Annotated in this window: 21 protein-coding genes; 14 read left to right on the top strand and 7 right to left on the bottom strand. The window is 68.4% G+C overall.

The genetic code is table 11. From position 1 onward, the window contains the following. Window positions 1-1,076 precede the first annotated feature (1,076 nt). Both EV644_RS32900 and EV644_RS45630 read left to right on the top strand, forming a co-directional pair. The gene (locus EV644_RS32900; protein ID WP_132193331.1) at window positions 1,077-2,582 is read left to right on the top strand and encodes an MFS transporter; all 1,506 of its coding nucleotides are present in this window, start codon (window positions 1,077-1,079) and stop codon (window positions 2,580-2,582) included. 46 nt (window positions 2,583-2,628) lie between these two features. Further along, window positions 2,629-2,796, top strand: coding sequence for a hypothetical protein (locus EV644_RS45630; protein WP_199234576.1), 168 nt, complete (start codon window positions 2,629-2,631; stop codon window positions 2,794-2,796). Window positions 2,797-2,812: 16 nt separating this feature from the next. Here the strand turns inward: EV644_RS45630 and EV644_RS32895 are convergent, their stop codons facing one another. Both EV644_RS32895 and EV644_RS45625 read right to left on the bottom strand, forming a co-directional pair. Further along, complete coding sequence (locus EV644_RS32895; RefSeq protein ID WP_199240124.1) at window positions 2,813-4,138, bottom strand: ABC1 kinase family protein; 1,326 nt, start codon at window positions 4,136-4,138, stop codon at window positions 2,813-2,815. A gap of 118 nt (window positions 4,139-4,256) precedes the next feature. Further along, on the bottom strand, window positions 4,257-4,415 hold the full coding sequence (locus tag EV644_RS45625; protein ID WP_012922897.1) for a DUF5679 domain-containing protein: 159 nt from the start codon (window positions 4,413-4,415) through the stop codon (window positions 4,257-4,259). A 510-nt stretch (window positions 4,416-4,925) separates the two neighbouring features. Between EV644_RS45625 and EV644_RS32890 the strand changes: the two genes are divergently transcribed. Together EV644_RS32890 and EV644_RS32885 are read left to right on the top strand one after the other, a co-directional pair. After that, window positions 4,926-5,462: a M48 family metallopeptidase gene (locus EV644_RS32890; protein ID WP_132193327.1), complete on the top strand. Its 537-nt coding sequence runs from the start codon at window positions 4,926-4,928 to the stop codon at window positions 5,460-5,462. Between the two features lie 352 nt (window positions 5,463-5,814). Then, on the top strand, window positions 5,815-8,001 hold the full coding sequence (locus tag EV644_RS32885) for an MMPL family transporter (protein WP_132193325.1): 2,187 nt from the start codon (window positions 5,815-5,817) through the stop codon (window positions 7,999-8,001). A gap of 57 nt (window positions 8,002-8,058) precedes the next feature. Here EV644_RS32885 and EV644_RS32880 read toward each other — a convergent pair whose 3' ends face one another. Next, on the bottom strand, window positions 8,059-8,637 hold the full coding sequence (locus tag EV644_RS32880) for a CGNR zinc finger domain-containing protein (RefSeq protein ID WP_241999102.1): 579 nt from the start codon (window positions 8,635-8,637) through the stop codon (window positions 8,059-8,061). A 90-nt stretch (window positions 8,638-8,727) separates the two neighbouring features. Between EV644_RS32880 and EV644_RS32875 the strand changes: the two genes are divergently transcribed. Further along, complete coding sequence (locus tag EV644_RS32875; protein ID WP_132193321.1) at window positions 8,728-9,909, top strand: MFS transporter; 1,182 nt, start codon at window positions 8,728-8,730, stop codon at window positions 9,907-9,909. Here EV644_RS32875 and EV644_RS32870 read toward each other — a convergent pair. Then, a complete protein-coding gene (locus tag EV644_RS32870) occupies window positions 9,902-12,157 on the bottom strand; it encodes an FdhF/YdeP family oxidoreductase (RefSeq protein WP_132193319.1) in 2,256 nt (751 codons plus the stop codon). The two genes, EV644_RS32875 and EV644_RS32870, sit on opposite strands and share 8 nt — an antisense overlap. A 217-nt stretch (window positions 12,158-12,374) precedes the next feature. On the opposite strand from EV644_RS32870, the gene EV644_RS32865 reads away from it, so the two are divergent. The 4 genes from EV644_RS32865 (at window position 12,375) to EV644_RS32850 (ending at window position 17,057) form a co-directional block, all read left to right on the top strand. Continuing rightward, window positions 12,375-13,115, top strand: a complete 741-nt coding sequence (locus EV644_RS32865; RefSeq protein ID WP_132193317.1) for an SDR family NAD(P)-dependent oxidoreductase — start codon at window positions 12,375-12,377, stop codon at window positions 13,113-13,115. A 22-nt stretch (window positions 13,116-13,137) separates the two neighbouring features. Continuing rightward, on the top strand, window positions 13,138-14,442 hold the full coding sequence (locus tag EV644_RS32860; protein WP_132193315.1) for an MFS transporter: 1,305 nt from the start codon (window positions 13,138-13,140) through the stop codon (window positions 14,440-14,442). 94 nt (window positions 14,443-14,536) lie between these two features. After that, window positions 14,537-16,318, top strand: a complete 1,782-nt coding sequence (locus EV644_RS32855) for a helix-turn-helix domain-containing protein (protein ID WP_132193313.1) — start codon at window positions 14,537-14,539, stop codon at window positions 16,316-16,318. Between the two features lie 127 nt (window positions 16,319-16,445). Further along, window positions 16,446-17,057, top strand: a complete 612-nt coding sequence (locus EV644_RS32850) for a DUF2064 domain-containing protein (protein ID WP_199240123.1) — start codon at window positions 16,446-16,448, stop codon at window positions 17,055-17,057. Between the two features lie 182 nt (window positions 17,058-17,239). Here EV644_RS32850 and EV644_RS32845 read toward each other — a convergent pair whose 3' ends face one another. From EV644_RS32845 to EV644_RS32835, 3 genes are all read right to left on the bottom strand, one after another. Beyond that, window positions 17,240-18,037: a ferritin-like domain-containing protein gene (locus tag EV644_RS32845; protein WP_132193311.1), complete on the bottom strand. Its 798-nt coding sequence runs from the start codon at window positions 18,035-18,037 to the stop codon at window positions 17,240-17,242. A gap of 87 nt (window positions 18,038-18,124) precedes the next feature. Next, window positions 18,125-18,667, bottom strand: coding sequence for an NUDIX hydrolase (locus tag EV644_RS32840; protein WP_132193309.1), 543 nt, complete (start codon window positions 18,665-18,667; stop codon window positions 18,125-18,127). Beyond that, window positions 18,664-19,998: a zinc-dependent metalloprotease gene (locus tag EV644_RS32835; protein WP_241999099.1), complete on the bottom strand. Its 1,335-nt coding sequence runs from the start codon at window positions 19,996-19,998 to the stop codon at window positions 18,664-18,666. Before EV644_RS32835 ends, EV644_RS32840 begins: the two co-directional genes overlap by 4 nt. Window positions 19,999-20,333: 335 nt before the next feature. Here EV644_RS32835 and EV644_RS32830 point away from each other — a divergent pair, with 335 nt between their 5' ends. From EV644_RS32830 to EV644_RS32810, 5 genes are read left to right on the top strand one after another with little or no spacing between them, the layout of a single operon-like run. Then, entirely contained in the window at window positions 20,334-20,759 is a 426-nt protein-coding gene (locus EV644_RS32830) for a molybdenum cofactor biosynthesis protein MoaE (RefSeq protein WP_132193307.1), read from the top strand. Between the two features lie 30 nt (window positions 20,760-20,789). After that, complete coding sequence (locus EV644_RS32825; protein ID WP_132193305.1) at window positions 20,790-21,029, top strand: hypothetical protein; 240 nt, start codon at window positions 20,790-20,792, stop codon at window positions 21,027-21,029. After that, complete coding sequence (locus EV644_RS32820) at window positions 21,026-22,063, top strand: YlbL family protein (RefSeq protein ID WP_132193303.1); 1,038 nt, start codon at window positions 21,026-21,028, stop codon at window positions 22,061-22,063. Before EV644_RS32825 ends, EV644_RS32820 begins: the two co-directional genes overlap by 4 nt. Then, complete coding sequence (locus EV644_RS32815; RefSeq protein ID WP_199240122.1) at window positions 22,051-22,722, top strand: PPA1309 family protein; 672 nt, start codon at window positions 22,051-22,053, stop codon at window positions 22,720-22,722. Before EV644_RS32820 ends, EV644_RS32815 begins: the two co-directional genes overlap by 13 nt. Further along, complete coding sequence (locus EV644_RS32810; RefSeq protein ID WP_132193301.1) at window positions 22,719-25,688, top strand: UPF0182 family membrane protein; 2,970 nt, start codon at window positions 22,719-22,721, stop codon at window positions 25,686-25,688. The genes EV644_RS32815 and EV644_RS32810 overlap by 4 nt, the downstream gene beginning before the upstream one ends. Window positions 25,689-25,870: the final 182 nt, after the last annotated feature.

The following is a 25,870-nucleotide window of genomic DNA, read 5'->3' as shown; positions in this document are numbered from 1 at the left end:
ATCAACCGGCCGATACGAATTCGCCATACCCAATACTCGAACGCCCACCCGGTGACCCACACCACCGCCACACCCATTTCTCAACAGGCTCTGCAAGGCGCCGGCGGCCGAACAACCCGTCATCGGGTGGCCGATCGCCGCGAGACGGTGGGGCGCTGGCGGGCTCTGCGACGGCTGGCGGTTTGCAAGGCGCCGGCGGCCGAACAACCCGTCATCGGGTGGCCGATCGCCGCGAGACGGTGGGGCGCTGGCGGGCTCTGCGACGGCTGGCGGTTTGCAAGGCGGCAGCGGCCGAACAACCCGTCATCGGGTGGCCGATCGCCGCGAGGCGGTGGGGGCGCTGGCGGGCTCTGCGACGGCTGGCGGTTTGCAGGGCGGCAGCGGCCGAACAACCCGTCACCGGGTGGCCGATCGCCGCGAGGCGGTGGGGGCGCTGGCGGGCTCTGCGACGGCTGGCGGTTTGCAAGGCGGCAGCGGCCGAACAACCCGTCATCGGGTGGCCGATCGCCGCGAGACGGTGGGGGCGCTGGCGGGCTCTGCGACGGCTGGCGGTTTGCAAGGCGGCAGCGGCCGAACAACCCGTCATCGGGTGGCTGATCGGCGGGCCCGGAGCAGATGGCGCGCGGTCGTGGGGGACCGGGGACAGGTGGATGGGGCCTGAGGAGCCGGTGGACGTTGCGGTTGCGGGGACCTAGGACACCTTGTGGGGACCAGGGAAATGCTGTTGCGGTGTCCGAGGTTCCGGCTTGGTGTCCGAGGTCCCGCTTCGGGCACTAGGTGAGCGTCCGGGTGGCCGGGATATCGGCATCGCCCGCGCCTCGGCGTCTATGACCAGAGCTGTCTCCACGTCCGACAACCGGACCGCGTGGTTGTCGACCCGCTCACCGTCCGGCTGTTCGACGTCCAGATTGCGAACGCTCAACCACGGACTGCTCCAGACTTCCCGCTCACCGTGAATCTGGCAACGCATGCCCGGGACCCTACGACGCATCCGATCAAACACCGCCTGTCGATCCACCGACGGCCCGTACGACGCACGGGTATCAGGCAAGGCAGATCGATGGAAGGAATCGGGTATGAACGTCGGGCCGACGGCAGGACGCCGGGAGTGGATCGGGCTCGCAGTACTGGCGTTGCCGACGCTGCTGGTGTCGCTGGACACCTTTGTGATGCTGCTGGCACTCCCACCGGTGGCTGCCGGACTGGGCGCGAGCAGCAATCAGCAGCTGTGGATCATGGACGTCTACGGATTCATGGTGGCCGGCTTCATGATCACCATGGGGTCGCTCGGAGACCGGATCGGGCGGCGTCGCCTGCTGCTCATCGCGGCCGTGGTGTTCGGCGCGGCCTCCGTCCTGGCCGCATACTCGACCACCCCGGGCATGCTGATCGGCGCCCGCGCGCTGCTGGGCATCGCCGGAGCCGCGATCACTCCGTGCACGCTCTCCCTGGCGATGAACCTCTTCCGCGACCCACGCCAGCAAGCCTCGGCGATCGGCGTCTGGGGCGGCTGCTTCACCGTAGGCGCCGTGATCGGCCCGGTTGTCGGCGGCGTCCTGCTGGACCACTTCTGGTGGGGCTCGGTGTTCCTGATCGGCGTCCCGGCGATGGTGCTGTTGCTGGTCGTGGGGCCGATCCTGCTCCCCGAGTACCGCGACCCCGCGGCCGGGCGGATCGATCTGCCGAGCATCGCGCTATCGCTGGGGGCAATCCTGCCGCTGATCCAGGGGCTCAAGCAGTTCGCCGCCTCCGGGTGGTCCGCAGTACCGGCTTGCCTGGTCGTCTTCGGGCTCGTAGTCGGCTGGTTCTTCCTGAGGCGGCAGCGGGCTCTCGCTGATCCGCTGCTGGACCTGTCGCTGTTCCGCAAGCGGACCTTCACCGTGACGCTCGGCAGCATGATGACGTACTCGCTGCTCTCCGGCGGGGTGATGGTGTTCATCGCCCAGTACTTCCAGCTGGTCGAGGGTCTGTCGCCACTGGAGGCCGGACTCGCGCTCGTGCCCGGCATGGTCACGTCGACCATCAGCTTCCAGGTGGCGCCGCTGCTGGCTCGCTGGATCCGCCCGGGCCGGCTGATCTCCGGCGCGCTGCTGTTCACCGTGGCCGGCCTGGTGGTGACGGCCATGGCCGACAGCGCGACAACCCTCGCGATCGCCTTTGCGGTGGAGTGCCTGGGGGTCGCGCCGCTCGTAGTACTGGGGACCAACCTGGTGATCGGGTCTGCGCCGCCGGAGAAGGCCGGCTCGGCGGCCGCCCTTGCTCAGACCGGCAACGAGTTCGGCTACGCCCTGGGCATCGCACTACTCGGAAGCGTCGTGACAGCGGTCTACCGCCACGGTGCTCCGGCTGAGGCGGGGGACTCGCTGGCCGCCGCGGTTGCCGGCCGGCTGCCGTCCGCAGTACTGGATCAGGCGCGGGATGCCTTCACGAGTGGGTTGCACGTGGCGGCCGCCATCGCCGCTGTGGTGATCACCGGCATGGCCGTGCTGCTGGCCGTCGTACTGCGGCCCCTGCCGGTCCTCGGCGGTCAACCTGACGCTGCGGACGCGAAGGATGCCGAGGTGAACGCCGCCGGGCAGTAGGCGACCCCGGAGGTGGCACCGATGCCAGGTGCAGCAGACTGGTGCCATGGTGAATCCGACCTGTGCACTGTGCGGTCAGCAAGCCGAGAGCGAGGACCTGCCGCTCACCTGGGTGACGTCGATGGAGAACGGCCGGCGACTCGTGTACTGCGACCGCTGTGCCCGCGAGAACGTCCGCAGCATCGAAAGCAAGCTCGACAGCGCCTGGTGGTGAGCCCCAGCGGCTGAGGTCAGTCCTCCTTGGCGAAGCCGGGGAGGAACTCCTCGAGGGTCGCGCGGAAAGGGGCCTCGGCCTCCAGTTGCGAGAGCACGGCGATGCCGCCGATCCACACGCGGTGGATGAGCAGGTACGACGGCGGCAGATTGATCTTGAGCGCCAGCGACGCGTTCGGGGACCGGAAGTCGCCGGTCCGGTTCGCCTGCTCGCGCATCCAGGCCCGGCTGAACTGGAACGTCTCCACCCGCGCGGGTTCCGCGAATGGCGCCAAGTAGTCGATCAACTGGTCCGGGTCGATGTCCATCCGCGGCTTGATGAAGCCCTCGGCCCGGAGACCGTCGCGCACCGCCACCCCGTCACCGTCGAGCGAGATCCGCAGCAGCCGGCCGATCGCGGGCGGCAGGCCGTCGGGCAGCCGGGCGCACAGGCCGAAGTCGACCACGCCGAGGCGGCCGTCCGGCATCACCCGGAAGTTGCCGGGATGCGGGTCGGAGTGCAGCAGCCCGGCGAGCCTGGGCCCGCTGAACATGAACCGGACGTACTTCAGCCCGATCTCGTCCCGCTCGGTCTTGGTGCCGCTGGTGATCACACCGGACAGCGGCTTGCCCTCGATCCACTCGGACACGATGACCGACGGGGAGTGCTTGATCACCCGGGGGACGACGAACTCGGGGTGGCCCTTGAAGGCGTCGGCGTACTGCTGCTGCGCCTGTGCCTCGCGGTCGTAGTCGAGCTCCTCGCCGATGCGCTCCTGCAGCTCCGCGACCAGCGGCTTCATGTCCACGCCGGGAACGAGCGCCCCGAAGGTCCGGGCGAAGCGCCCGAGCTGTTTGAGGTCGGACCGCAACGCCTCAGCGGCGCCCGGGTACTGCAGTTTCACCGCGACCTCGCGGCCGTCCTTCAGGATGCCGCGATGCACCTGGCCGATCGACGCGGCCGCGGCGGGCAGGTCGTCGAACTCCTCGAACCGGTCCCGCCAGCGCTTGCCGAGCTCCCGCGACAGGATCGTGTCCACGGTCGAGGCCGGCATCGGCGGCGCGGAGTCCTGCAGCTTGGTCAGCGTCGCCCGGTACGGCGCTGCGATCTCCTCGGGCATCGCCGATTCCATCAGGCTCAGCATCTGGCCGAACTTCATCGCGCCGCCCTTGAGCTCACCCAGGACGGAGAAGAGCTGGTCGGCGGTCCGGCGCTGGAACTCGGCCATCACGGTCTCGGCCGGAGCACCGCCGATCCGCTTGCCCAGTCCGACGGTCGCACGCCCGGCGGCACCTAGTGGCAGGCTCGCAAGTTTCGCGGTGCGGCTGAGCGCCTTGCGGGGGAGGTCGGACACGTTTCCCATTCTGTCGGGTCACCCAAGCCGGAGCCTCGCAGGGGCACCCGCGCGTCGGGTTACGAAACGACGGAGGGGCGGCGGTGGACCCGGGTGGGTCGCACCGCCGCCCCTACGACTTGGTGCGTCAGGCCTTGCCGAGGATCCGGTTCAGGTTCGTACCGCACTCGGGGCACTTGGCCTTGGCCATGCGCGTGCCCTTGTCGTTGACCTTGACCTCGCCGTCGGCGGTGCGCTTGGCCTTGCACTTGACGCAGTAGAACTCGCCGCTCCAGGTCTCTGCCATGAGGGCCCTCTCCTTGCTTTGAATACCAGCCGAGGCGTATAACCCCGGCCGTCGTGGATGCTAACGGCAGACCGTCCTGCCGTAGGCCGTTCGGCCCAGTCGGGATTCACCCTACGGCAGGCTGGGAGCCGCTCAAGCGCGGCTCCCGGTCAGCGCGCCGCCTGGAAACCCCTTTCCGGACTTCCCGGCGACACGGAACAGGCTCCCGGAGATCCGCCTTCGGAACCGCTCGGCTTCCCCTCCGAACGGCCCCGGAGGCGGTCCGGGAGCCTGCTGCTGACGACGCTAGGAGCAGCCCGGCCCGCTGACAAGACCAGGTTGTCCACCCCTGTGGATAAACCTGTGCGCAAGCTGTGGGGCGCGCCGGGCGATGCTGTGGACGAGCGGGGGAACAGGATGTGAACAACCCGTGAGCACGACCGCAAGAACTGGCCTCTGACCTGGGAAAACGCCTATTCACAGGATGTGGACAGAAGAAAGTTGGGGGATTTCGGGGGTACGGTCTGACCCATGGCCGACTCTCCACCGCGCCCGATCCCGTCGTACGTGGATATCCGCCGCAGCAAGCGGCGCAAGCGGACCGTCAGCGCCTACCGCGACGGCGAGCGCGTCGTCGTGCTGATGCCGGACCGGCTGTCCGCCGCGGAGGAAGCGCGGTGGGTCGAAACCATGCTCCAGCGGCTCGAGAAGCAGCGCAGCAAATCCCGCGTGTCGGACGAAAAATTGTTGGCCAGAGCACACGATCTCGCGTGTCGTCACCTGCCTGAAGTGCCCGAACCTGCGTCGGTCAGGTGGGTTTCGAACCAGAATCGACGGTGGGGATCCTGCACTCCGGCGGACCGATCGATCCGCCTGAGCACCCGTCTGCAGTCGATGCCGGCCTGGGTGGTGGACTACGTCCTGGTCCACGAACTCGCTCACCTGGTGGAACCGTCCCACAACGCAGCGTTCTGGAAACTGGTCCACCGCTACCCCAGATCCGAGCGCGCCGAGGGCTATCTGGAGGGCGTCTCCGCCGCCGCCTCCCTCGACCTCGAAGACTTCTGAGTCGCTCACCCTGAGAGTTTCCCGGAGTCGCCCTCAGCCGGATCTCAGGATCGACTCGGCGGCCACTGAGCCGGGCGCGAGGGGAGCTGCTGCGCTCACCCCACCTCAGCGAACACGGACGACCACGCTCAGTACGTCGTACGGAGTACGGGAAAGGCGTGGGGTGTGGGAGACCGCAGGGGGAACCTGTGGCAATCCCCAGGGTGGGGTGGGGCTGGCACCAGGGTGAACTCGGTGGCTTCCTGCATGGTGGCGGACGGGGCTTTTCCCGAAGGCTGTTACCCGTAGCCAGCCAACGGCGTCGGGCCGGGCTGGGAGGGTGCGCCAGAGGCGGCGCAGAGGGGTAGGAGTCATGGCCAGGGGACAACTCACGGTGCGGATGGCACGTTGGAGCGCCACCCACCCGTGGCGGGCGATCGCGATGTGGGTGGCGGTCGTCGTCGCATGCTTCGCGCTCGGCTCGGTGACGGGCACGAAGGAGTCCACCAACGAGGGTGACATCGGCGAGGTGACCCGGGCCGACAACATCGTCAAGTCCGGAAACTTCGAGGACCCCGACATCGAGAGCGTGCTGATCACGCCGCACTCGGGGGCTCTCGACCAGGCGGAGGCCAACAAGGTCGCCGGTGTGGTGACTGAGCGGATGCGCGCCCTCGGTGGGGTCGCGGAGGTCGCCAAGCCCATCCTGTCGCCGAAGAAGGACGCACTGATCGTCAGGGTCACGATGAAGGACGGCGGCCGCGAGCGGGTCCAGCCGCTGCTCGACACGACCGCGAAGGTCCAGCAGGACTACCCGGGCCTGCGGATCGAGGAGGTCGGCGAGCAGTCGATCGAGAAGGCGCTGAACGAGACCCTGGGCAAGGACTTCCAGCGGGCCGAGATGTTCAGCCTGCCGGTGACCCTGGCGATCCTCTTGATCGCCTTCGGCGCTCTGATCGCCGCGGCGGTGCCGTTGGTGCTCGCGCTGTCGGCCGTCGCCGCCGCGATCGGGCTCTCGGCCGCCGCATCGCAACTGATCCCCGCGGTCGACGCGGTGAACAGCGTGATCCTGCTGATCGGTATGGCGGTCGGCGTCGACTACTCGCTCTTCTACCTCCGCCGTGAACGTGAGGAACGGGCGAAGGGTCGCGGTCATGTCGACGCGGTCGAGATCGCCGCGGCCACCTCAGGCCACGCGGTCGTGGTCTCCGGTATCGCGGTGATCATCTCGATGGCAGGGCTGTTCCTGGCCCGGGACGCGGTCTTCTCGTCCTTCGCGGTCGGCTCGATCCTGGTCGTCGCAGTGGCCGTCGTGGGCTCGCTGACCGTACTGCCGGCGCTGCTGGCCAAGCTCGGCCGCTGGGTGGACCGCCCGCGGATCCCGCTGCTGTGGCGGCTGACCGCGAACAAGTCGAAGCCGCGCTTCTGGCCGGCCATGCTGAAGCCCGCGCTGAAGCACCCGGTCGCCACGCTGTTGGTCTCCGTGACCGCATTGCTTGCGGTGGCATCGCCCGCACTGGGCATGACGCTGAAGTTCCCCGGGACCGAGGACCTGCCGCGCGACACCGCGGTGATGAAGGCGTACGACCGGTTGACGGCGGCCTTCCCGAGCACCGGCACCAGTCACGAGATCGCAGTACGGGCTCCGGCTGATCAGCAGGCCGCGGTTCAGGCCGCGCTGGCGGACCTGGTCAAGCGGACGCAGTCCGACAATCTGTTCGCACAGGATGGTTTGGAGGAGCCGAAGGTCTCCAAGGACGGCAGGGTAACCGTGCTCGAGGTCGCCACGCCGTTCGAGGGTGGCAGCCAGCAGGCCCGCGACTCCCTGACCAAACTGCGCAACGAACTGATGCCGCAGACAGTCGGCAAGGTGCCGGGCGTGGAGTACGCCGTCGGCGGGTTCGTCGCGGCCGACGTGGACTACGCCGCCCACACCCGGGCGAAGTTGCCGCTGGTGATCGGATTCGTCCTGCTGCTGACGATGATCGTGATGATGGTGACCTTCCGGTCCGTGGTCGTCGCGGTCACCGCGATCGGGCTGAACCTGCTCAGCGCCGGCGCGGCGTACGGAGTGGTGACGGCGGTGTTCCAGAACACCTGGGCCGAAGGGCTGCTCGACTTCCGGTCGAACGGTGCGGTCGTCTCCTGGTTGCCGCTCTTCCTCTTCGTGGTGCTGTTCGGGCTGTCGATGGACTACCACGTGTTCGTGGTCAGCCGGATCCGCGAAGCCGTACTGCGGGGGGTGCCGACCAAGCAGGCCGTGGCCGAGGGCATCACTGGTTCGGCCGGTGTGGTGACTAGTGCGGCCGCCGTGATGATCGGGGTGTTCGCGGTGTTCGCCACCCTGAGCACGCTGGACATGAAGCAGTTGGGTGTCGGCCTGGCGGTGGCGATCCTGATCGACGCCACGATCATCCGGGCGGTCGTCCTGCCCAGCGCGATGACCCTGCTCGGCGACGCCAACTGGTGGGCCCCGAAGTGGCTCCGCGGCAAGACCCCGAAGCACGCCGCTCCGACCGCAGCCCCCGAGGACGAGCGCGAGCTCACCCCCGTCGGCTGATCCCGTACCACGCAGCGCCCCGCCCGGGGAATCCCTGGGCGGGGCGCTGCTGGTTGGTCAGGTGGTTGGGTGTTGGCGGGCTCGGTGGGCGGCGGCTTTGACCCGGCTCTGGCATTGGGGGGAGCAGAAGCGGCGTTTGGTGTTGCGGGAGGTGTCTACGAAGACGCGGTCGCACTGGGGGGCGGCGCAGACTCCGAGGCGGCCAGCTAGGTCGCTGCCGAGCGCGAGAGCCAGACCGGCGGCGCATCCAGCGGCCCACCCGTGAGCCAGGGTGTCGTCGGCCGCATGGAAGTGCAGACTCCAACCTTTGTCGCCGCTGCCGTCCAATTGCGGCCGCGCATGCGTGTCTAGGAGCAGAGCGTTGACCTCGGTCGCGGCTCGGTCGACCTCACCGGCGTGCGCAGCCTCGAATACCACCCTCATCCGCGCCGCCACCGCGGCCAGGTGCTCGGCGTCAGACGGCTGCACCTCCGGGCGCGGCCGACCATCAGCACTCAACGCCTCAGCGGTCGCCTCAACCTGCAAGGCACCTTGAGGTGCCTCCAGCGGAGCACCACCGAAGTAGCCCCCGGTCAGCCGGTTCACCAGCGCCACCGACGTCGTCAGCACGCTGAGGACATGACTATCAAACGTCACTTGACTAGTCACTCCATCTCTCCGTAGTGTCACTCCAAACGTGACTGACCATACCGCTTTCGATAGTCACGGCGAGCGAAGTGGAGACGCATGACGATCGCGCCGGAGTCCCGGACGTCTCCCTGGCGAGGTCTGCCACCGACGGTCTGGATCCTGGTGGCGGCGCGTGCCGTCAACCGGCTCGGCGCCTTCACCCTGCCCTTCCTCGGCGTGGTCCTGACCGTCGAACTCGGCGCGACCCTCGCCCAGACCGGCCTGATCCTCACGGTCTTCGGCCTCGCCACGATCCCATCCCGGATCTTCGGCGGTCACCTCGCCGACCAGCTGGGACGCAGAAGCACGATCGTCCTCGGCCTGACCGGCTGCGCCCTCGCCCAGACCTGGATCGCGCTGTCGAGCAGCCTGTGGTCTGCAGTCCTCGCGGTCACCCTGTTAGGTCTGGTCTTCGAGATCTACGAGCCACCCAGCCAGGCGACGATCGCCGACGTCACCGAGCCCGCCGACCGTCCAGCCGCCTACGGCTTGCTCGGCTCGGCAATGGCCGCCGCCGCGGTAGTCGCCGGTCTCCTGGCCGCCGCACTCAGCCACTGGAACCTGCGCTGGCTCTTCGCCATCGACGCCATCACCTGCCTGGCCTGCGCAATTCTCATCGGCTGCGCCCTCCCCGGTGACACAAGGGCCGCGGGCAACGACGACCCGACAACGCGTACGGCAGCCTGGCGCGACCGGCGACTACTCATCCTGCTGCTCAGCGGGACAGTCTTCGCTGCCATGTACATGCAACTCATCCTCGGCTTGCCGCTCACCCTCATCGAGCGCAACCTGCCGACGTCGAGCATCGGCATTCTGCTGACAGTCTCGGCCCTGACCCTCATCGCCGGCCAAAGACTCCTGCACACGAACAGACTTCGCACCCTCGACGACTTCACCTGTATGACGATCGGCTACGTCCTGCTGGCGATCGGCCTGTTCGCCAATGGCCACGCCGACAACCTGCCCGCTTTCCTCGCAGCCACGGTCATCTGGAGCCTCGGCGACCTGCTCCTCCTCGGTCGCTACTACACGATCGTCTCGGCGATCGCCCCGGACCACGCGCGCGGCCGCTACCTGGCCGTCTTCGGAATCAGCTGGGGCATCGCATCCACGGTGGCGCCGTTGACCGTCACCCAGCTCCTCGACACCACCGGCGCGGCAGGTCTGTGGACGACCGCCGCGCTGGCGGCCGTAGTACTGGCTGCTCTCCAGCCCACCATCCGCCGCCAGCTCAGCTGACGGGCTCCAGGCGGACCGTCAACCCCTTGGCCACCGGGGTGTTGCTGCCCTTGGCGACGTCGTCGGCAGCCATCAGGACATTGGTCTCCGGGTAGTACGCCGCGACGCAGCCCCGCGCAGTCGGATAGGAGACGAGCCGGTACTTCGAGGCCCGTCGCTCCACCCCGGCGAACTCGCTGACGATGTCGACGTACTGCCCGTCCTTCAGCCCGAGCTCGGCCAGGTCGTCCGGGTTGACGAAGACGACCTCGCGCGTGCCGTGCACCCCGCGGTACCGGTCCTCCAAACCGTAGATCGTGGTGTTGAACTGGTCGTGGCTCCGCATCGTCTGCAGCAGCAGTCGACCGGCGGAAGTCGGCAGCCAGGACAGGTCGTTCGCGCTGAACTGCGCCTTCGCGTCGGAGGTCTTGAACTCGCGCTTGTCCCGCGCGGCATGCGCGAGCAGGAAGCCGCCCTTGACCCGCAGGCGGTTCTCCATGTCCTCGTACCCGTCGGCGACCCGCCCGATTCGATGCCGGATCAGGCTGTAGTCGTCGGCGAAGTCGGTCCAGGGGATCTCGCCGACCCCGGGCACCACCAGCGCCGCCAGGCCGCAGACGATGCCGATCTCCGACTTGAGCTCCGGTGCCGGGGGCATCAAGTTCCCGGTCGACAGGTGCACCGCGCCCTGGGAGTCCTCGACCGTCACCGACTGCGGGCCGTTGGCGGTCTGGTCGTGGTCCGTGCGACCCAGGGTCGGCAGGATCAGCGCCTCCCGCCCGGTCACCGTGTGGGAGCGGTTCAGCTTGGTCGAGACGTGCACGGTCAGGTCGCACTCCCGCAAACCCTTGTGCACAACGGCGGTGTCCGGCGTCGCCATCGCGAAGTTGCCGCCCATCGCGAAGAACACCCGGACCTCACCGCGCTGCAGTCGTTGCACCGTCTCGGCCGCGTCGATGCCGTGTTCGCGAGGCGAGGTGAAGGAGAACTCCGCCTCCAGCTTGTCCAGGAACGCGTCCGGCATCTTCTCCCAGATGCCCATGCTGCGGTCGCCCTGCACGTTCGAGTGGCCGCGCACCGGGCACGGTCCGGCGCCGGGCCTGCCGATGTTTCCCTGCAGCAGCAGAACGTTCACGATCTCGGTGATGGTCGCAACAGCCTCGCGGTGTTGCGTCAGCCCCATCGCCCAGCAGATCACCGTCGCCTTCGACTTGATGAACCGCTGGGTGAACTCCTCGATCTCGGCGCGGGTCAGCCCGGTCGCCTGCTCGACGGCCGGCCAGTCCAGCTCGGCGTTGTGCTTGGAGTAGAGCTCGTACCCGCTGGTGTGCTGCTCGATGAACCTCTTGTCCAGCACGGTGCCGGGCGCGGCCGCCTCGGCCTCGAGCAACAAGTGGCCGACGGCAAGGAAGAGCGCCTGGTCGCCGCCGATCCGGATCTGCAGGTGCTGGTCGGCCAGCGCGGTGCCCTTGCCGACCCAGCCGGACGGGCGCTGCGGGTTCTTGAAGTTCATCAGGCCGGGCTCGGGCAGCGGGTTCACCGAGACGATGTCCGCGCCGTGCTTCTTCGCGATCTCCAGGTGGCTGAGCATCCGGGGCGCGTTGGTGCCCGGGTTCTGGCCGACCACGACGATCAGCTCGGCCTCCTCGAGCATCTCCAGCGTCACCGCGCCCTTGCCGCTGCCGATCACCCGCGACAGCGCGGTACCGGAGGACTCGTGGCACATGTTCGAGCAGTCGGGCAGGTTGTTCGTGCCGTAGGCGCGGACGAAGAGCTGGTAGAGGAAGGCGGCCTCGTTGCTGGTCCGGCCGGAGGTGTAGAACACCGCGTCGTTCGGATCGACGAGGGCCTTCAGGTGACGCGCGACGACCTGGAACGCCTCTTCCCAGCCGACCGGCTCGTAGTGGTCGCTGCCGGCCCGGAGCAGCATCGGCTCGGTGATCCGGCCGAGCTTGCCGAGCTCGAACTCGGAGATCTCGTTCAGCTCGTCGATCGAGTGCCCGGCGAAGAACTCCCGCGAGACCCGCTTGCGGGTCGCCTCCCAGGCGACGGCCTTTGCGCCGCTCTCGCAGAACTCCGCGGCGTGCTTGCGTTTGCTGTCCGGATCGGGCCAGGCGCAGGACGGGCAGTCGAAGCCCCCGTCCTGGTTCATCTTGAGGAAGACCTTGCCGGTCCGGGCCGGTCCCATCTCGCGGAAACCGAACTTGAACGACGAGAGCACGGCGGGGACGCCGGCGGCCTTCTTCTTCGGCTGTTCGATGTCGACCATGGCTCAACTGTAAATCTTCCTATCAGCACCGGCAGGTTTGATAGGCGTCGCCTCTGTGTCAGTCCGGTGAAGGTGCCGGCAGATCGTGGATGGCGTCGGTGACTCACGCCGAGTGCCGCTGGTGCGGTGACCTGAGCTGAGACCACAGAGCGGGCGGCATGTGTATATGCCGCCAGCCCATGGTTTGTGGGGTTGGACGTTTTCTAAGGTCTCCGCCATGACCACACCACGTCGCGCCCTCGTCACCGGCGCCGCATCGGGAATCGGCGAGGCCTGCACCCGGAGGCTCGCCGCCGACGGCGTCCATGGGGTCGCGGTCGACTACGACGCCGACGGCCTGCGGGTGCTGGCCGGCCTGGAGAATGTCGAACCGGTCGTCGCCGACCTCGGCGACCTGGACGGGCTCACCGCCCTGCCGTCCGATGTCGACATCCTGGTGAACAACGCCGGCGTGCAGCAGGTGGCGCCGATCGAGCAGTTCCCGCCGGAGCGGTTCGGCTACATCCTCCGGCTGATGCTGGAGTCGCCGTTCCGGTTGACCCGGCAGACCCTGCCGTACATGTACGGCCGCGGTTGGGGCCGGGTGGTCAACATCTCCTCGGTGCACGGCCTGCGAGCCAGCCCGTTCAAGGCGGCGTACGTCGCGGCCAAGCACGGGCTGGAAGGGCTCAGCAAGGTGGTCGCACTCGAGGGTGCGGCGCACGGAGTCACCAGCAACTGCGTGAACCCGGCGTACGTCCGGACCCCGCTCGTCACCGCCCAGCTCGCCGACCAGGCGGCCACCCATGGCCTGACCGAGGCGGAAGTGCTGGACAAGGTGCTGCTCGAACTGGTCGCGGTGAAGCGGCTGATCGAGCCGGCCGAGGTGGCCGAACTGGTCGCGCTACTCTGCGGCCCCGCCTCGGCCTCGCTCACGGGGAGCTCACTCGTCCTCGACGGCGGCTGGACCGCCCGCTAAGTCCCCTAGAAGGAGCCCGCCCATGGCAACATCAACAGAGCCGACCACGACCAGGACCCCGATCGCGAGGGTGGTCGGGGCCAGCCTGATCGGCACCACCGTCGAGTGGTACGACTTCTTCCTGTACGGCGTCGCCGCGTCCGTCGTGTTCGGGGAGCTCTTCTTCCCGAAGGGGGAGGAGCTCACCGGCACCCTGCTCAGCTTCGCCACCTTCGCGGTCGGGTTCTTCGCCCGGCCGATCGGCGGGGTGGTGTTCGGCCACTTCGGGGACCGGCTGGGCCGCAAGAACCTGCTGGTGCTGTCCCTGCTGATGATGGGCCTGGCCACCTTCGCCATCGGGTTGCTGCCGACCTACGCGCAGGTCGGTGCGCTCGCCCCGGTCCTGCTGACGGTGTTGCGGCTCATCCAGGGCTTCGCGCTCGGCGGCGAGTGGGGTGGCGCAGTACTGATCGTGTCGGAGCATGGTGATCCCGCCCGGCGCGGGTTCTGGTCGTCCTGGCCGCAGGCGGGTGCTCCCGCGGGCCAGCTGATCGCAAACGGCGTACTGGCCGGCCTGGCCGCCTTCCAGAGCGACGAGGACTTCAACAGCTGGGGCTGGCGGATCCCGTTCCTGCTGTCGGCGGTCCTGGTGCTCGTCGGGCTCTGGGTGCGGCTGCGGATCGAGGAGTCGCCGCTGTTCCGCCAGGCCCGGGCCAAGCAGGAGCCGACGGACAAGCTGCCCTTTGTCGAGGTGATCACGAAGTACCCGCGTGAGGTGCTGACGGCGATGGGCGCGCGGATGGCGGAGAACGTCAGCTACTACATCTTCACCATCGTGATCGCCACCTACGCCAAGGAACACCTCAAGCTGGACAAGTCGTTCGCGCTGAACGCGGTACTGATCGGCGCGGCCATCCACTTCTGCGCGATCCCCCTGTGGGGCGCGTTGTCCGACCGGGTCGGCCGCAAGCCGGTCTACCTGCTGGGCGCGATCGGGGTCGGCATCTGGGCCTTCGTCTTCATCGCGCTGGTGGACACGAAGAACTTCGCGCTGGCCGCGTTCGCCGTCACCGTCGGACTGATCCTGCACGGCGCGATGTATGGGCCGCAGGCATCCTTCTTCACCGAGTTGTTCGGCACCAGGGTGCGGTACTCGGGTGTCTCGGTCGGCTACCAGTTGGCATCGATCATCGCCGGCGGCCTGGCTCCGTTCATCGCGGTTGCGCTGCTGAAGGCCTACGACTCCGGCTACGCCATCTCGATCTACGTCGCGGTCTGCTCGCTGATCTCGATCATCGCCGTCACCAGCTACGGCGAGACCCGCCAGCGCGACCTCGCCGCCCTCTGACCTCTGCGCTCCCCACTTGCGTCCGAAGAACCTTGGGCTATAGACCAAGGTTCTTCGGACGCAACGCTTTGACCGAGCAAGGGAGGTGGAGTTGATGGAGGAGTTACTGCGGCTGCTCGCGGAGGATGCGCCGGGCAGCGAGCTGGCCCGGGCGGCCGGGTCCGACCAGGCCGCCCGGGATCTCGCGCTGCGGATCCGGGCCGGCATGGACGCCAGCAAGAAGCGCGAGGCGGAGTTGTCCGCCCTTGTCGACGTGGCTCGTGAACTCGCCTCCGCCCGCGATCCCGGCGGCGTGCTCGACACGATCGTGCACCGCGCCCGCACCCTGATCGGCACCGACGTCGCCTACCTGACCATGTACGACGCGGCGCGCGGTGACACGTTCATGCGGGCCACCGACGGGTCCGTCTCGGCCGCTTTCCAGCAGTTGCGCCTGCCGCTCGGCGCGGGGCTCGGGGGACTGGTCGCCGAGACGCACAAGCCCTACTGGACCGCGGACTATCCCGGCGACCGACGGTTCCGGCACACCTCCCCGATCGACAGCGCGGTCGGGGAGGAGGGCCTGGTCGCTATCTGCGGTACGCCGTTGATCGTGGACGGCGCGTTCGTCGGGGTGTTGTTCGCCTCCAACCGGACCCGCAGGCCGTTCAGCCGTGAGGAGGTGTCGCTGCTCGGGTCGCTGGCGGCGCTGGCCGCGGTCACGATCGTGCAGGTGCGAGCGGCGGCGGAGACAGCGGCGGCGCTAGATCAGCTGTCGGCGGCTCATGCCGGAGTGGAGCATGCGGCCGCGGCGCACGACCGGTTCGCCGAGATCGTCTTGTCCGGTGGAGATGTGGACGCCATCGCCGCGGCTCTCGCCGAGCTGCTCGAGGTCTGGGTCATCCTGGTCGATGCCCTTGGCAACGAGCTCGCCGCGGCCGGGAAGGTCGACCGCAGCCAGGTCGCCCAGGCGGCCGGATCGTCCTCGGCATCCGGGCGGCTTGTTCGTGAGGGTGACTGCTGGGTGGTCGCCGCCACGGCCAACGGTGAGCGGCTCGGCGCACTCGTGATCGGTGGCGCCGATGATCTGTCCGGCGCAGACCAGCGCATCGTGGAACGCGCCGCAGTGGTCACGGCATTGGTACTGCTGTTCCGCCGCCAGGCAGCCGAGCAGTCCCAGCGAGCGCAGGCCGACATCCTCGCCGACGCGCTGAGCGGGAACTCGGACCCCAGAGCCCTGGCTGATCGAGTCCGCCTGCTCAAGCGGCAGAAGGAACTACCCGGCCAACTGCTGGTCGCCGTCTGCCGCGGCGACCACAGCGGAGTACTGGCTCGGTTGTCGGCTCCGGTGAAGGACCGGCTTCAGTTGGCAGGGCCGTACGCCGGGGACCTCGTGCTGCTGCTGGCTCTGCCTGATGCTGCGTCGGGTGCCCGAGCACTGGCCGAGGTAGCCCGCCAGACCCGGGTGACGATCGCAGTGACAGGCCCGGCCGGCTGGGGAAAGGCACTGGTCGAGGCCCACCAGCAGGCTGCCCGGCTGGTCACCACGATGCTGCGGCTGGGACGCGCGGGTCAGTCGGCCGCTCCCGACGACCTGGGCGTCGCGGGACTCGTCGGCGCTGCAGAGGTTGATATCCGGGCTCATGTGGACCATGTGCTCGGTGCCGTCGTCAGCTACGACGCCCAGCGCGGCACTGACCTGATCGGCACGCTCCAGGAGTACTTCGCGGCCGGTCAGAGTCCGACGAGAGCGGCCAAGGCCATGCACATTCACCCGAACACGGTGCAGCAGAGGCTGGACCGGATCACCGCGTTGCTGGGCGACGGCTGGCAGCAACCCGAGCACGCGCTCGACGTACAGGTCGCGCTCAGGCTGCTGCAGGCGCTCAGGGACTGACCGAGCCCTTGTCGGTCATTCGGCGATCATGACTGCCTTGAAGCTGGAACCGCTCTCCTAGCTCTGGGCGGGAGGGCTACTCTCTGCTGGAGTTCGCGAATCTCGAGTCCCTGGGAGTGTCCGACCGGTGAATGATCAGCTGGACCGGCGGGTCGTAGTACTGGTGGTTCCGGCCGTCGGCACCTGGGCACCGCCCGGCCGCGAGCCGTCGGCCTGGCGGTTGGCGCTGGCAGAGGACACCTACGAAGTACTGGCATCGCTGGATCGCGTCGACGTCGCAGTGGCGGTCGTCGACGGCGACGAGGCAGCCCTGGCCGAGGTTGCCGCTCTTACCTGGCCCGGGACCCCGGTGTACTCCGTGTCCTCCGCGCTGGATGCCGTCGCTGCGGTAGGCCCGGCGGCGGCAGTAGTCGCCGTCAGCCACGACGTGCCCGACCTGCCCGGCCTACTGATCGGCAAGCTGTTCCGCGCGTTGAGCTCGGCCGACATCGCCGTCTGTCCCGCCGAAGACGGCTCCCTAGCTGCCATCGGTGTCAGCCTGCCCGTCGCTCCTTGGGTCGTCGACGCGTCACCCACCTTCGACACCCCGCTGGCTTCTTTGGAGGCGGCAAAACCCCGCCGCCACGCGGTCGCGATCGGCCCCGGCTGGCACAGATTGCGTTCAGCCGCTGACATAGCGCGACTGGATCCAGGCCTCGAGGGCTGGGACGCCACCCGATCCATACTCCGAGGTGCTTGAGCCGTCACCTTCTTGATCCCGGCTCGTTTCACAGGCAGCGGGGCATTACGGGGACCACTCGGGTCGTCGTCGCAACTGGCCTGCCGGTACCGTTCAGGGGCGACTACCGACACCCAGCCAAGGGGATGCGACGACGCCCCGGACCCCTTGCGTCAGCTGGGAACTCCCGCAGTACCAACCCATCAAGCAGCAATAACGCCGTACTTCACCAGTTCCTTCTCCACCAGATGCAGCCCCCGCTGCCCCGGCAGAGCGTCGATCTTCGCGTCGATCTTCCGCACCTCGGCCAGCCCCTGCTCCCCGCCGTACAAATACGTGAGCATGTGCTTCACCTCCGGCGGCGGCATGATCGTCGACCCGACGATCCCCCAGGCCTTGCCCAGCGCGAACCGCGCGATCTTCTGCGCCTTCCGGCTCCGCTCGAGCCGATCGCGCGCCTGGCTGTTGTAGAACGCGACATGCCGGGTCTCCTGCTTGGCGATCCGCTTCAGGATCTCCGTCAGGACGGGATGGCCCTCGGCCTCGATCAGCCGCGTGTACGCCGAGTGCGCGCACCACTCGTTGATCGCACCCCACGCCATGTGGGTGGCGATGAAGTCCTCGCCGATGATGTTGGCCAGCAGCGACTGCCGGATCGGCGCGAGCCGGTCCTTCCAGCCGAGCCGGGTGCGCACCGCGCGGGTGTGTTCGGGTCCGGTGGGAACGCCGTGCCGCTCGAGCACCTCGTCGAGCACCTCGCCGTGCCAGTACTCCTCGAGGTTCCACATCGTCAGGAAGACGGTGACCTCGGGGTCGGCGTGGGAGGGGGTGACGAGCAGGTCGCGCAGGTAGCAGACCGTGTGGGTCTCGACGTCACTCATGTAGCTGAGGCACCGGAGTGCGTCCTCGGACAGCGGGTTGGTCTCGAACGAGGACATGTCGAGGTCGTCCCAGCGGATTCGGGTCGAAGTCTGGGCGTAGTGATCGATGTCGAAGCTCACGGAGATCCTTCGGCACACTCAGGCGACCGGATGGGTCGCGATCCGACAATGACGACGAGCGTACGGCTTCGCACCGACAATTCGCCATCAAGTGACCGGTCGGTACACCCTCTTCACCAGAGCCCGGACGGTCCCGTCGAGGTCGTCCGGCAGCGCGTCCAGCCGGAACCAGGCCAGATCGTGCGACTCCTCGCTCACCACGTACTTCGTTCCCGCCGTGGCCGTGACCAGGAACTGAACGTCGAGGTGGTACGCGTCCTTGCAGCCGCCGGCGAGGATCTTGTGCCGGGACAGCTGGAGCGGGCTCGCCTCGATCGTCAGTTCGGTGAGCCCGGACTCCTCGGTCGCCTCCCGCAGCGCCGCGCCGGCCAGGGTGGTGTCGCCCGTCTCACAGTGCCCGCCCAGCTGCAGCCACGTGTTGACGAGCTTGTGCAGGGTCAGCAGTGCTCTGCTCCCGGAGGAGTCCAGGAGCAGAGCACTCGCCGTGAGATGTTCCGGCCGGCTGCCGCGCCACATCGCGTCCTCATGTGTGGCGAGGTAGCCGAGGTAGTGATCGCGGAGTTCCGCCTGTTCGGCGTCCGGTGGGTTCCAGTTGGTCAGCGTGGCAGTGGCGTCGGCATGCAGCGTCACTTGTCGTCGGTGCCCTTTTCGTTGCCCTCGTCATCTTGTCCGCCCGGCTCACCCTGGGACTCGCCCTGGGAGCCGGTCTCGTCGGTCAGGAAGTCTGTGATGTCGATGTCGGCCAGCTCGCCGGAGTGCTGGGCGAACCCGATCGGGTCGTCCAGATCGGTGGCGCTCGGCAACAAGTCCGGGTGCGACCACAGCTCGTCGCGCCCCTCGACACCCCGCGCGTCCCGTACCGCGGCCCAGAGATTCGCCGCGTCCCGGAGTCGCCGGGGGCGCAGCTGGAGTCCGACGAGGGTGGCGAACGTCTGCTCGGCGGGACCACCCGCGGCGCGGCGACGGCGTACGGTCTCGGCCAGCTGGACGGCGGCCGGCATCCGGTCCTTCGTGGCCTCGCGGACGACGTCGTCGACCCAGCCCTCGACCAGCGCGAGCGCGGTCTCCAGGCGGACGAGCGCGGCCTTCTGCTGCTCGGAATCCTCCGGCTCGAACAGGCCCTCGGCCAGCGCCGCCTGCATCGCCTCGGGGTTCTGCATGTCCACGTCGGCCATGGCGCGCTCGATCTTGCCGGTGTCGACCTCGATGCCGGACGCGTAGTCACCCACCGCGGCGAACAGGTGCTGCCGCAGCCACGGCACCCCTGCGAACAGCCGCTGGTGAGCGCACTCGCGCAGCGCGAGGTACAGCCGGACGTCCTCGTCGGTCAGGCCCAGGCCCTCCGCGAACTTCGCCACGTTGTCGGGGATCAGTACTGCGTGGCCGTCCGGGCCGAGCGGCAGGCCGATGTCGGACGAGCTCACGACCTCACCGGCGAGCTCACCGAGCGCCTGACCGACCTGGGCACCGAAGATCGATCCACCGAGCTGGCGGAGCATCCCGGCCATCGGTCCGGCGAGCTGCTGGGCCTCGGCGGGCAGCGCACTGCCCATTGCTCCGGCCACGTGCTCGGCGACCGGGTCCACGACCGTCTGCCAGACCGGCAGGGTGTTCTCCACCCATTCCGCCCGGCTCCAGGCCGCTGAAGTAGTGGAGGCTTCGGGCAACGTCGTGACCGGGTCCAGCCAGTGCTCCGCGAGCCGGACCGCGTCGGCGACCCGGTCGGTGTCGGTCGGCGTGATGGACCGGTCCCCGGCGGCGGAGACGGTCTTGCGGGCGATGTCCTTGGCGAGGTCCCAGTTCACCGGCTTACCGTCGGTCGAACCGCTGAGCAGCTGCTGAACCTGCGCGAAGATCGCGTTCAGGTCGGGGGCGCCGCCCGCGCCGGCCGCACTGGAGAACTGCTGGAACATGGCCTCGAACGGAGTTCCCTTGAACGGGTTGTCCGGTTCGTCGCTCATCGGAGGGGGCCTTCCTGTGCGGTGGGGCGTACAACTCCAACGTACTGGTTCCAGGCCCCCATTCCGCCCCCAGCGAACCCCTGAACCCCCTGTGACATCCCCGGCAATCCCCTAACTCGACCCTGACTGCCCAACTGACTCAGCGCCTGGCGACTGAATGTTGAGGAGGTTTCTGGTGACTGACGACCCGGGCGTGTGCGGGGCGTCAGGTTCGGGTGGAGCGGGGTGGGTGCGGTGGGTGACGAGCGAGCGGGGAGACTAGGGAGACTTTCACCTTGTGTGGTGTGGTGGGGTATTCGGTAATGGGATAGTCCGGGGTAAAGCGAGGGATGGGCATGACTGAGGCGATCAGGCTGCTGGACATTCGCGATTCCGCGCTGTCCAGCGACGAGGTGCTGGCCGCGATCAGCGACCCGGCGGCCGGTGGTACCGCGCTGTTCATCGGCACCGTGCGCAACCATGACCACGACCGCCCGGTCGACGAACTGAGCTACGAGGCCCACCCGGACGCCCTCCAGCACCTCCGCAAGGTCGCCGAGCGGGTGTGCGAGAACCCCGCCGTGATCGCCCTCGCCGCGGTCCACCGCACCGGCGCGCTGGAGATCGGCGACGCCGCCGTGATCGTCGCCGTGGCCGCCGCGCACCGCGATGTAGCCTTCGCCGCGTGCCGCCAGTTGATCGACGACCTCAAGGCGGAGGTCCCGATTTGGAAACACCAGCACTTCACCGACGGTGCGAGCGAGTGGGTCGGCGCTTGTTGACACGTACGCTGGGCGCATGAAGGTGGCCGGATGAAGGTCTTGGCGTGGCTGGCGTTCCCGCTGGTCGCCACCGCCCTGGCGATGTGCTGGGCGGCTTGGCGCGGGCGGAACCGCGGTCCACGCCGGTCCGGTGGCGCCTTCGCGTCGGTGGAGGACTTCCGTCGCTTCAACGAGGCGATGGCCGCGCCCGGTCCCCGGTCCACCCCTGAGCCGCGCGGGGGTCTGCGCGGTCTCGTCCGGAAACTCAAGATCGCAGGGCAGGGTTCGTGACACGTCGTACCGCCACGCTGGTCACCTCGATCGTCGTGCTCGTCATCTCGCTCGGACTGGTCACCGTCTTCCCGGTGCCGTTCGTCTCCTTCAGCCCGGGGCCGGTGAAGAACACCCTCGGCGAGTCGAAGTCCAAGCCGGTCATCGAGATCACCGGCCACCAGACGTACCCGACGACCGGCGAACTGGACCTGACGACGGTCTCGGTCACCTCGCCGGACCGCGACCTCACGCTGCCCCAGGCGATGCGGAACTGGCTCGACCCGCACCACGACCTGTTCCCGCGCGACATCATCTATCCGCCGGAGCAGAGCGCGGACCAGGTGGAGCAGCAGAACACCGCGGAGATGACCGGCTCGCAGGACAGCGCGGTCGCCGCGGCCCTGCAGGAGGCGAAGGTCCCGTTCAGCCCGAAGGTCTCGACGGTGGCCAAGGGCAGCCCGGCCGACGGCAAGCTCAAGGTCGGTGACGTGATCCTCGAGGTCGACGGCGTCGCCACCACCCAGGTCACGCAGGTCGGCGAACTGGTCCGCAAGCACAAGGTCGGCGACGAGGTCACCTTCGTGATCCGTCGCGGCGGCGCCGAGGAGACCGTCGTACTGACGACCGCGGCGACGCCCGGCGAGGAGACCCGCCCGATGGTCGGCATCAGCGTCGGGGTCGACTCGCCGGTCAAGGTGAGCGTGAACCTCGGCCAGGACATCGGCGGCCCGAGCGCCGGTACCGCGTTCGCGCTGGCCATCTACGACAAGCTGACGCCTGGTCCGCTGCTGGACGGCAAGCACGTCGCCGGCACCGGAACCATCGACGCGCTCGGCCAGGTCGGCGCAATCGGCGGCATCCAGCAGAAGATCGCGGGAGCCAAGGAGAGCGGGGCCACCGTGTTCCTGGTTCCGGCACCGAACTGTGAAGCGGCCCTGCACGCAGGGGTCAAGGACATCCGCCTGGTGAAGATCACCACCCTGCACGAGGCGATCGGCGCACTGACCGCACTGGCCAGTGGAACTGGAGACGTCCCGGCATGCACCAAGTAGGACCTGACAGCACCCCGCCCGCCGACGCGCTGAGCCAGGCGGTGATCGAGATCGAGCGGCACGTCAGCAGCGCGGGCTGGGACCAGCCCGCGCAGTTGTTCGCGCTGGTCCCGACCGAGGATCTGCTCCGCGCCGAACCACAGCTGGCCGCCGAGCTCGGCGCCGAGGACGCGTCGCAGCCGCTGACTCCGGTCGCGCAGGGCGAGCTGCCCGGCGGCCTGGACGACGAGAACCTGGCCGACGCGCTGGCCCAGATCGAGTGGCCGGACGGCGTGAGCGGCTGTGCGGTCGCGGTCGAGCGGATCGTGCTGCCGGCCGCGGCCGAGGCGGGTCTGTCCGACGCCGACACCGACGCTGAACTCGCCCGGATGGCGGGCAGCGACCCGCGTCGGCACGAGGTCCGGATGGTCGCCGGCGTCCTCCGTGAGGGCGGCCGGTTCGGCGCTGTCCGGCTGCGGACCCACGACGAGGACAGCGCGGTGCTCACCGGCATCGACTTGGTCCCTACCCTCTGCCAAGTACTGTCATTGACATTCGAGCCTTCAGCCGACGGCGTCACCGTCGGCCGGGGTCTCGACGACGGGCCTCTCGACGACAGGCCACTCGATGACGGCCCAGTGCGCGACGGTATGAGTGACAACAAGGAGAAGCGACCATGAGCGACGGCGTCTACGACATGCCGGAGGAGCCGCGGCGGCCCCGGCGAACGCCCGGGCAGCGCCCGCGGGCCCTGCTCCCCACGATCGCCACCCTGATCGTGCTGCTCATCCTGTTCAGCGTCTTCACCGACGTCTGGACCCAGCGACTCTGGTACCGCTCGGTCGAACTCGGCTCGGTCTTCAGCACCGTGCTCGGCACCCGGGTGCTGCTCTTCTTCGTGGTCGGTCTGCTGATGGCGGGCGCGGTGGTCGCGAACGTGATCATCGCGTTCCGCACCAGGCCGCGGGTCGCGCTCGCCCCGTCGCCGAGCCCCGGCTTCGAGCGGTACGGCGAGCTCCTCAAGCAGCGCGGCAAGATCGCCATCGGTGTGCTGGCCGGCCTGATGCTGATCTTCGGTGGTTCGGCCGCGTCGGGGGAGTGGAAGGTCTTCCTCGCCTGGCGGAACCGCACTCCGTTCGGCGTCACCGACAAGCACTTCAACAAGGACATCTCGTTCTTCGTCTTCGACTATCCGTGGCTGCGCGTCCTGCTCGGCTTCGGCTACTCGATCGTCCTGCTGTCGCTGGTCGCCGCGATCATCACCCACTACCTGTACGGCGGCTTCCGCCCGTCCGCGAAGGGTCAGAAGGCCTCCGGGGCGGCCCAGGTGCAGTTCTCCGTTCTGCTGGGTCTGCTCGTTCTGCTCAAGGCGTTCAGCTACTGGCTCGATCGCTTCGGGCTGACCACCTCTGACAGTCGTCTGTTCACCGGTATCTCCTACACGGGCGACAACGCAGTCCTGCCCAGCAAGGAGATCCTGGCTGTCATAGCAGTGCTCTGTGCCGTGCTCTTCTTCGCCAACGTCGTTCGCAAGACCTGGCTGTTGCCGGGTGTCGGCACGGTCGTCCTCGTCCTCTCGGCGATCCTCCTCGGTGCGCTCTGGCCGGCGGCCCTCCAGCAGCTTCGGGTCCGCCCGAGCGAGCCGGTGAAGGAAGCCTCGTACATCTCCAAGAACATCGAGGCGACCCGCCAGGCCTACGGTCTGGAGAAGACGAAGATCATCAACTACGAGGCGAAGACGACCGCCTCGCCGGGGCAGCTGTCGGCGGACGCCGAGGTGCTGCCGGGTATCCGGCTGATCGACCCGAGCGTGGTCGGCCCGACCTTCGAGCAGTTGCAGCAGGTCCGGGGCTTCTACTCCTTCCCGACCGATCTGGACGTCGACCGCTACAAGATCGGCGACCAGGTCAAGGACACCGTGATCGCGGTCCGCGAGGTCGAGATCGACCGGTTGCCGGCCGGCCAGCGCAACTGGAACAACGACCACACCGTCTACACCCACGGCTACGGGGTCGTGGCCGCGAACGGCAACCAGCGCGCCGTGGACGGTTCGCCGGTGTGGTCCGAGAAGGACCTGCCGCCGACCGGTGAGCTCGGCGACTACGAGCCGCGGATCTACTTCGGCGAGCAGTCCCCGGACTACTCGATCGTCGGTGGACCGAAGGGCGGCTCGGCGGTCGAGCTGGACACCCCGGAGGGCAAGAACGGCGGCGACCCGACGCTGAACACGTACCTCGGCAAGGGCGGCGTCCCGGTCGGCTCGTTCGGCAACCGGCTGCTCTACGCCACCAAGTTCCGCGACGCGAACATCCTGCTCTCGAGCCGGGTGAACAGCGACTCGAAGATCCTCTACGACCGCAACCCGCGCGAGCGCGTCGAGAAGGCCGCCCCATGGCTGACCCCCGACGGCGACCCGTACCCGGCGGTCGTCGACGGACAGGTCGTCTGGATCGTCGACGGCTACACCACCTCGGCGAACTACCCGTACTCCGAGAAGGTCGCGCTCGACGACAGCACCCGCGACACCACCACGGGCCGGGGCACCATCGCCCAGCAGCCGAGTGAGCAGATCAACTACATCCGCAACTCCGTCAAGGCGGTCGTCAACGCCTACGACGGCTCGGTCGAGCTGTACGCGTGGGACGAGAGCGACCCGCTGCTGAAGACCTGGATGAAGGCGTTCCCGAACACGGTGAAGCCGCGCTCGGACATCTCGCCCGCGCTGATGTCTCACCTGCGGTACCCCGAGGACATGTTCAAGGTGCAGCGCGACCTGCTCGCGAAGTACCACGTGACGGACTCGACCACCTGGTACCAGAACAGCGACCTCTGGCGGGTGCCGGCCGACCCGACGCAGGGCGCGGCGAACGCGGACTCCTCGGTCATCAACCAGCCTCCGTTCTACTTGTCGCTGCGGATGCCTGACCAGCAGGACCCGAAGTTCTCGCTCACTTCCGTCTACGTCCCGAACGCGGAGCGGGAGAACCTGACCGCGTTCATGGCCGTCGATTCCGAGGCATCGTCACCGGACTATGGCCAGTTCCGGATCCTTCGATTGCCTGGCAACGTGCAGATCCCAGGTCCGGGACAAGTCGCCAACAAGTTCCAGACAGATGATGCGATCCGGGCGGCGCTGCTCCCGATCAACCAGCCCAGTAGCGGCGCCAGAGCGCAGTACGGCAACCTGCTGACGCTGCCGCTCGGTGGTGGTCTGCTCTACGTCCAGCCGGTCTACTCGGTCCGCACCAGTGGTCCAGGTAGCTACCCGGTCCTCCGGTACGTGCTGGTCGGTTTCGGTGATCGTGTGGCCTTCGGCGCGACCCTCCAGGAAGCCCTGAACAAGGTCTTCAACACCGACGTCGAAACCGGCGAGGAGCCACCCGGCAGCAAGCCGACGACTCCACCGGCGAACCAGACGATCAAGCAGGCGCTCGCCGAGGCACAGACGGCCTACGGCGACGCCCAAGCCGCCTTGCAACGTGGCGACCTCGCCGGCTACCAGGCCGCGGTGAACAAGATGAAGGCGGCGATCGACCGAGCCGTCAAGGCAGGCGCGGCAACCCCGACACCAACGCCGACCCCGTCCGGCGCACCATCGACACCAGCCACACCACCCTCGAGCCCTCCCAGCTCACCAACCGGCTGACCGGCTGAACAGAACGGGCGGCGACTCCGACCAACCTCGGCGTCGCCGCCCGTTCTCCCATTCCACCCCGGCACCACTCGCCCGCGCCCGCCACTGCACCGCCCACCGGCGATACCCCAGTAACCGCCGACCAGGTGGCACCCACCAAGCCCGCTCCACGCCGAGCAGTCGGCGATTCGCTT

The organism is Kribbella orskensis, assembly GCF_004342085.1.
GTDB classification, from domain to species: domain Bacteria; phylum Actinomycetota; class Actinomycetes; order Propionibacteriales; family Kribbellaceae; genus Kribbella; species Kribbella orskensis.
The sequence above is the reverse complement of the archived record's forward strand: the minus strand, read 5'-3'. Positions and strand labels throughout refer to the sequence as shown.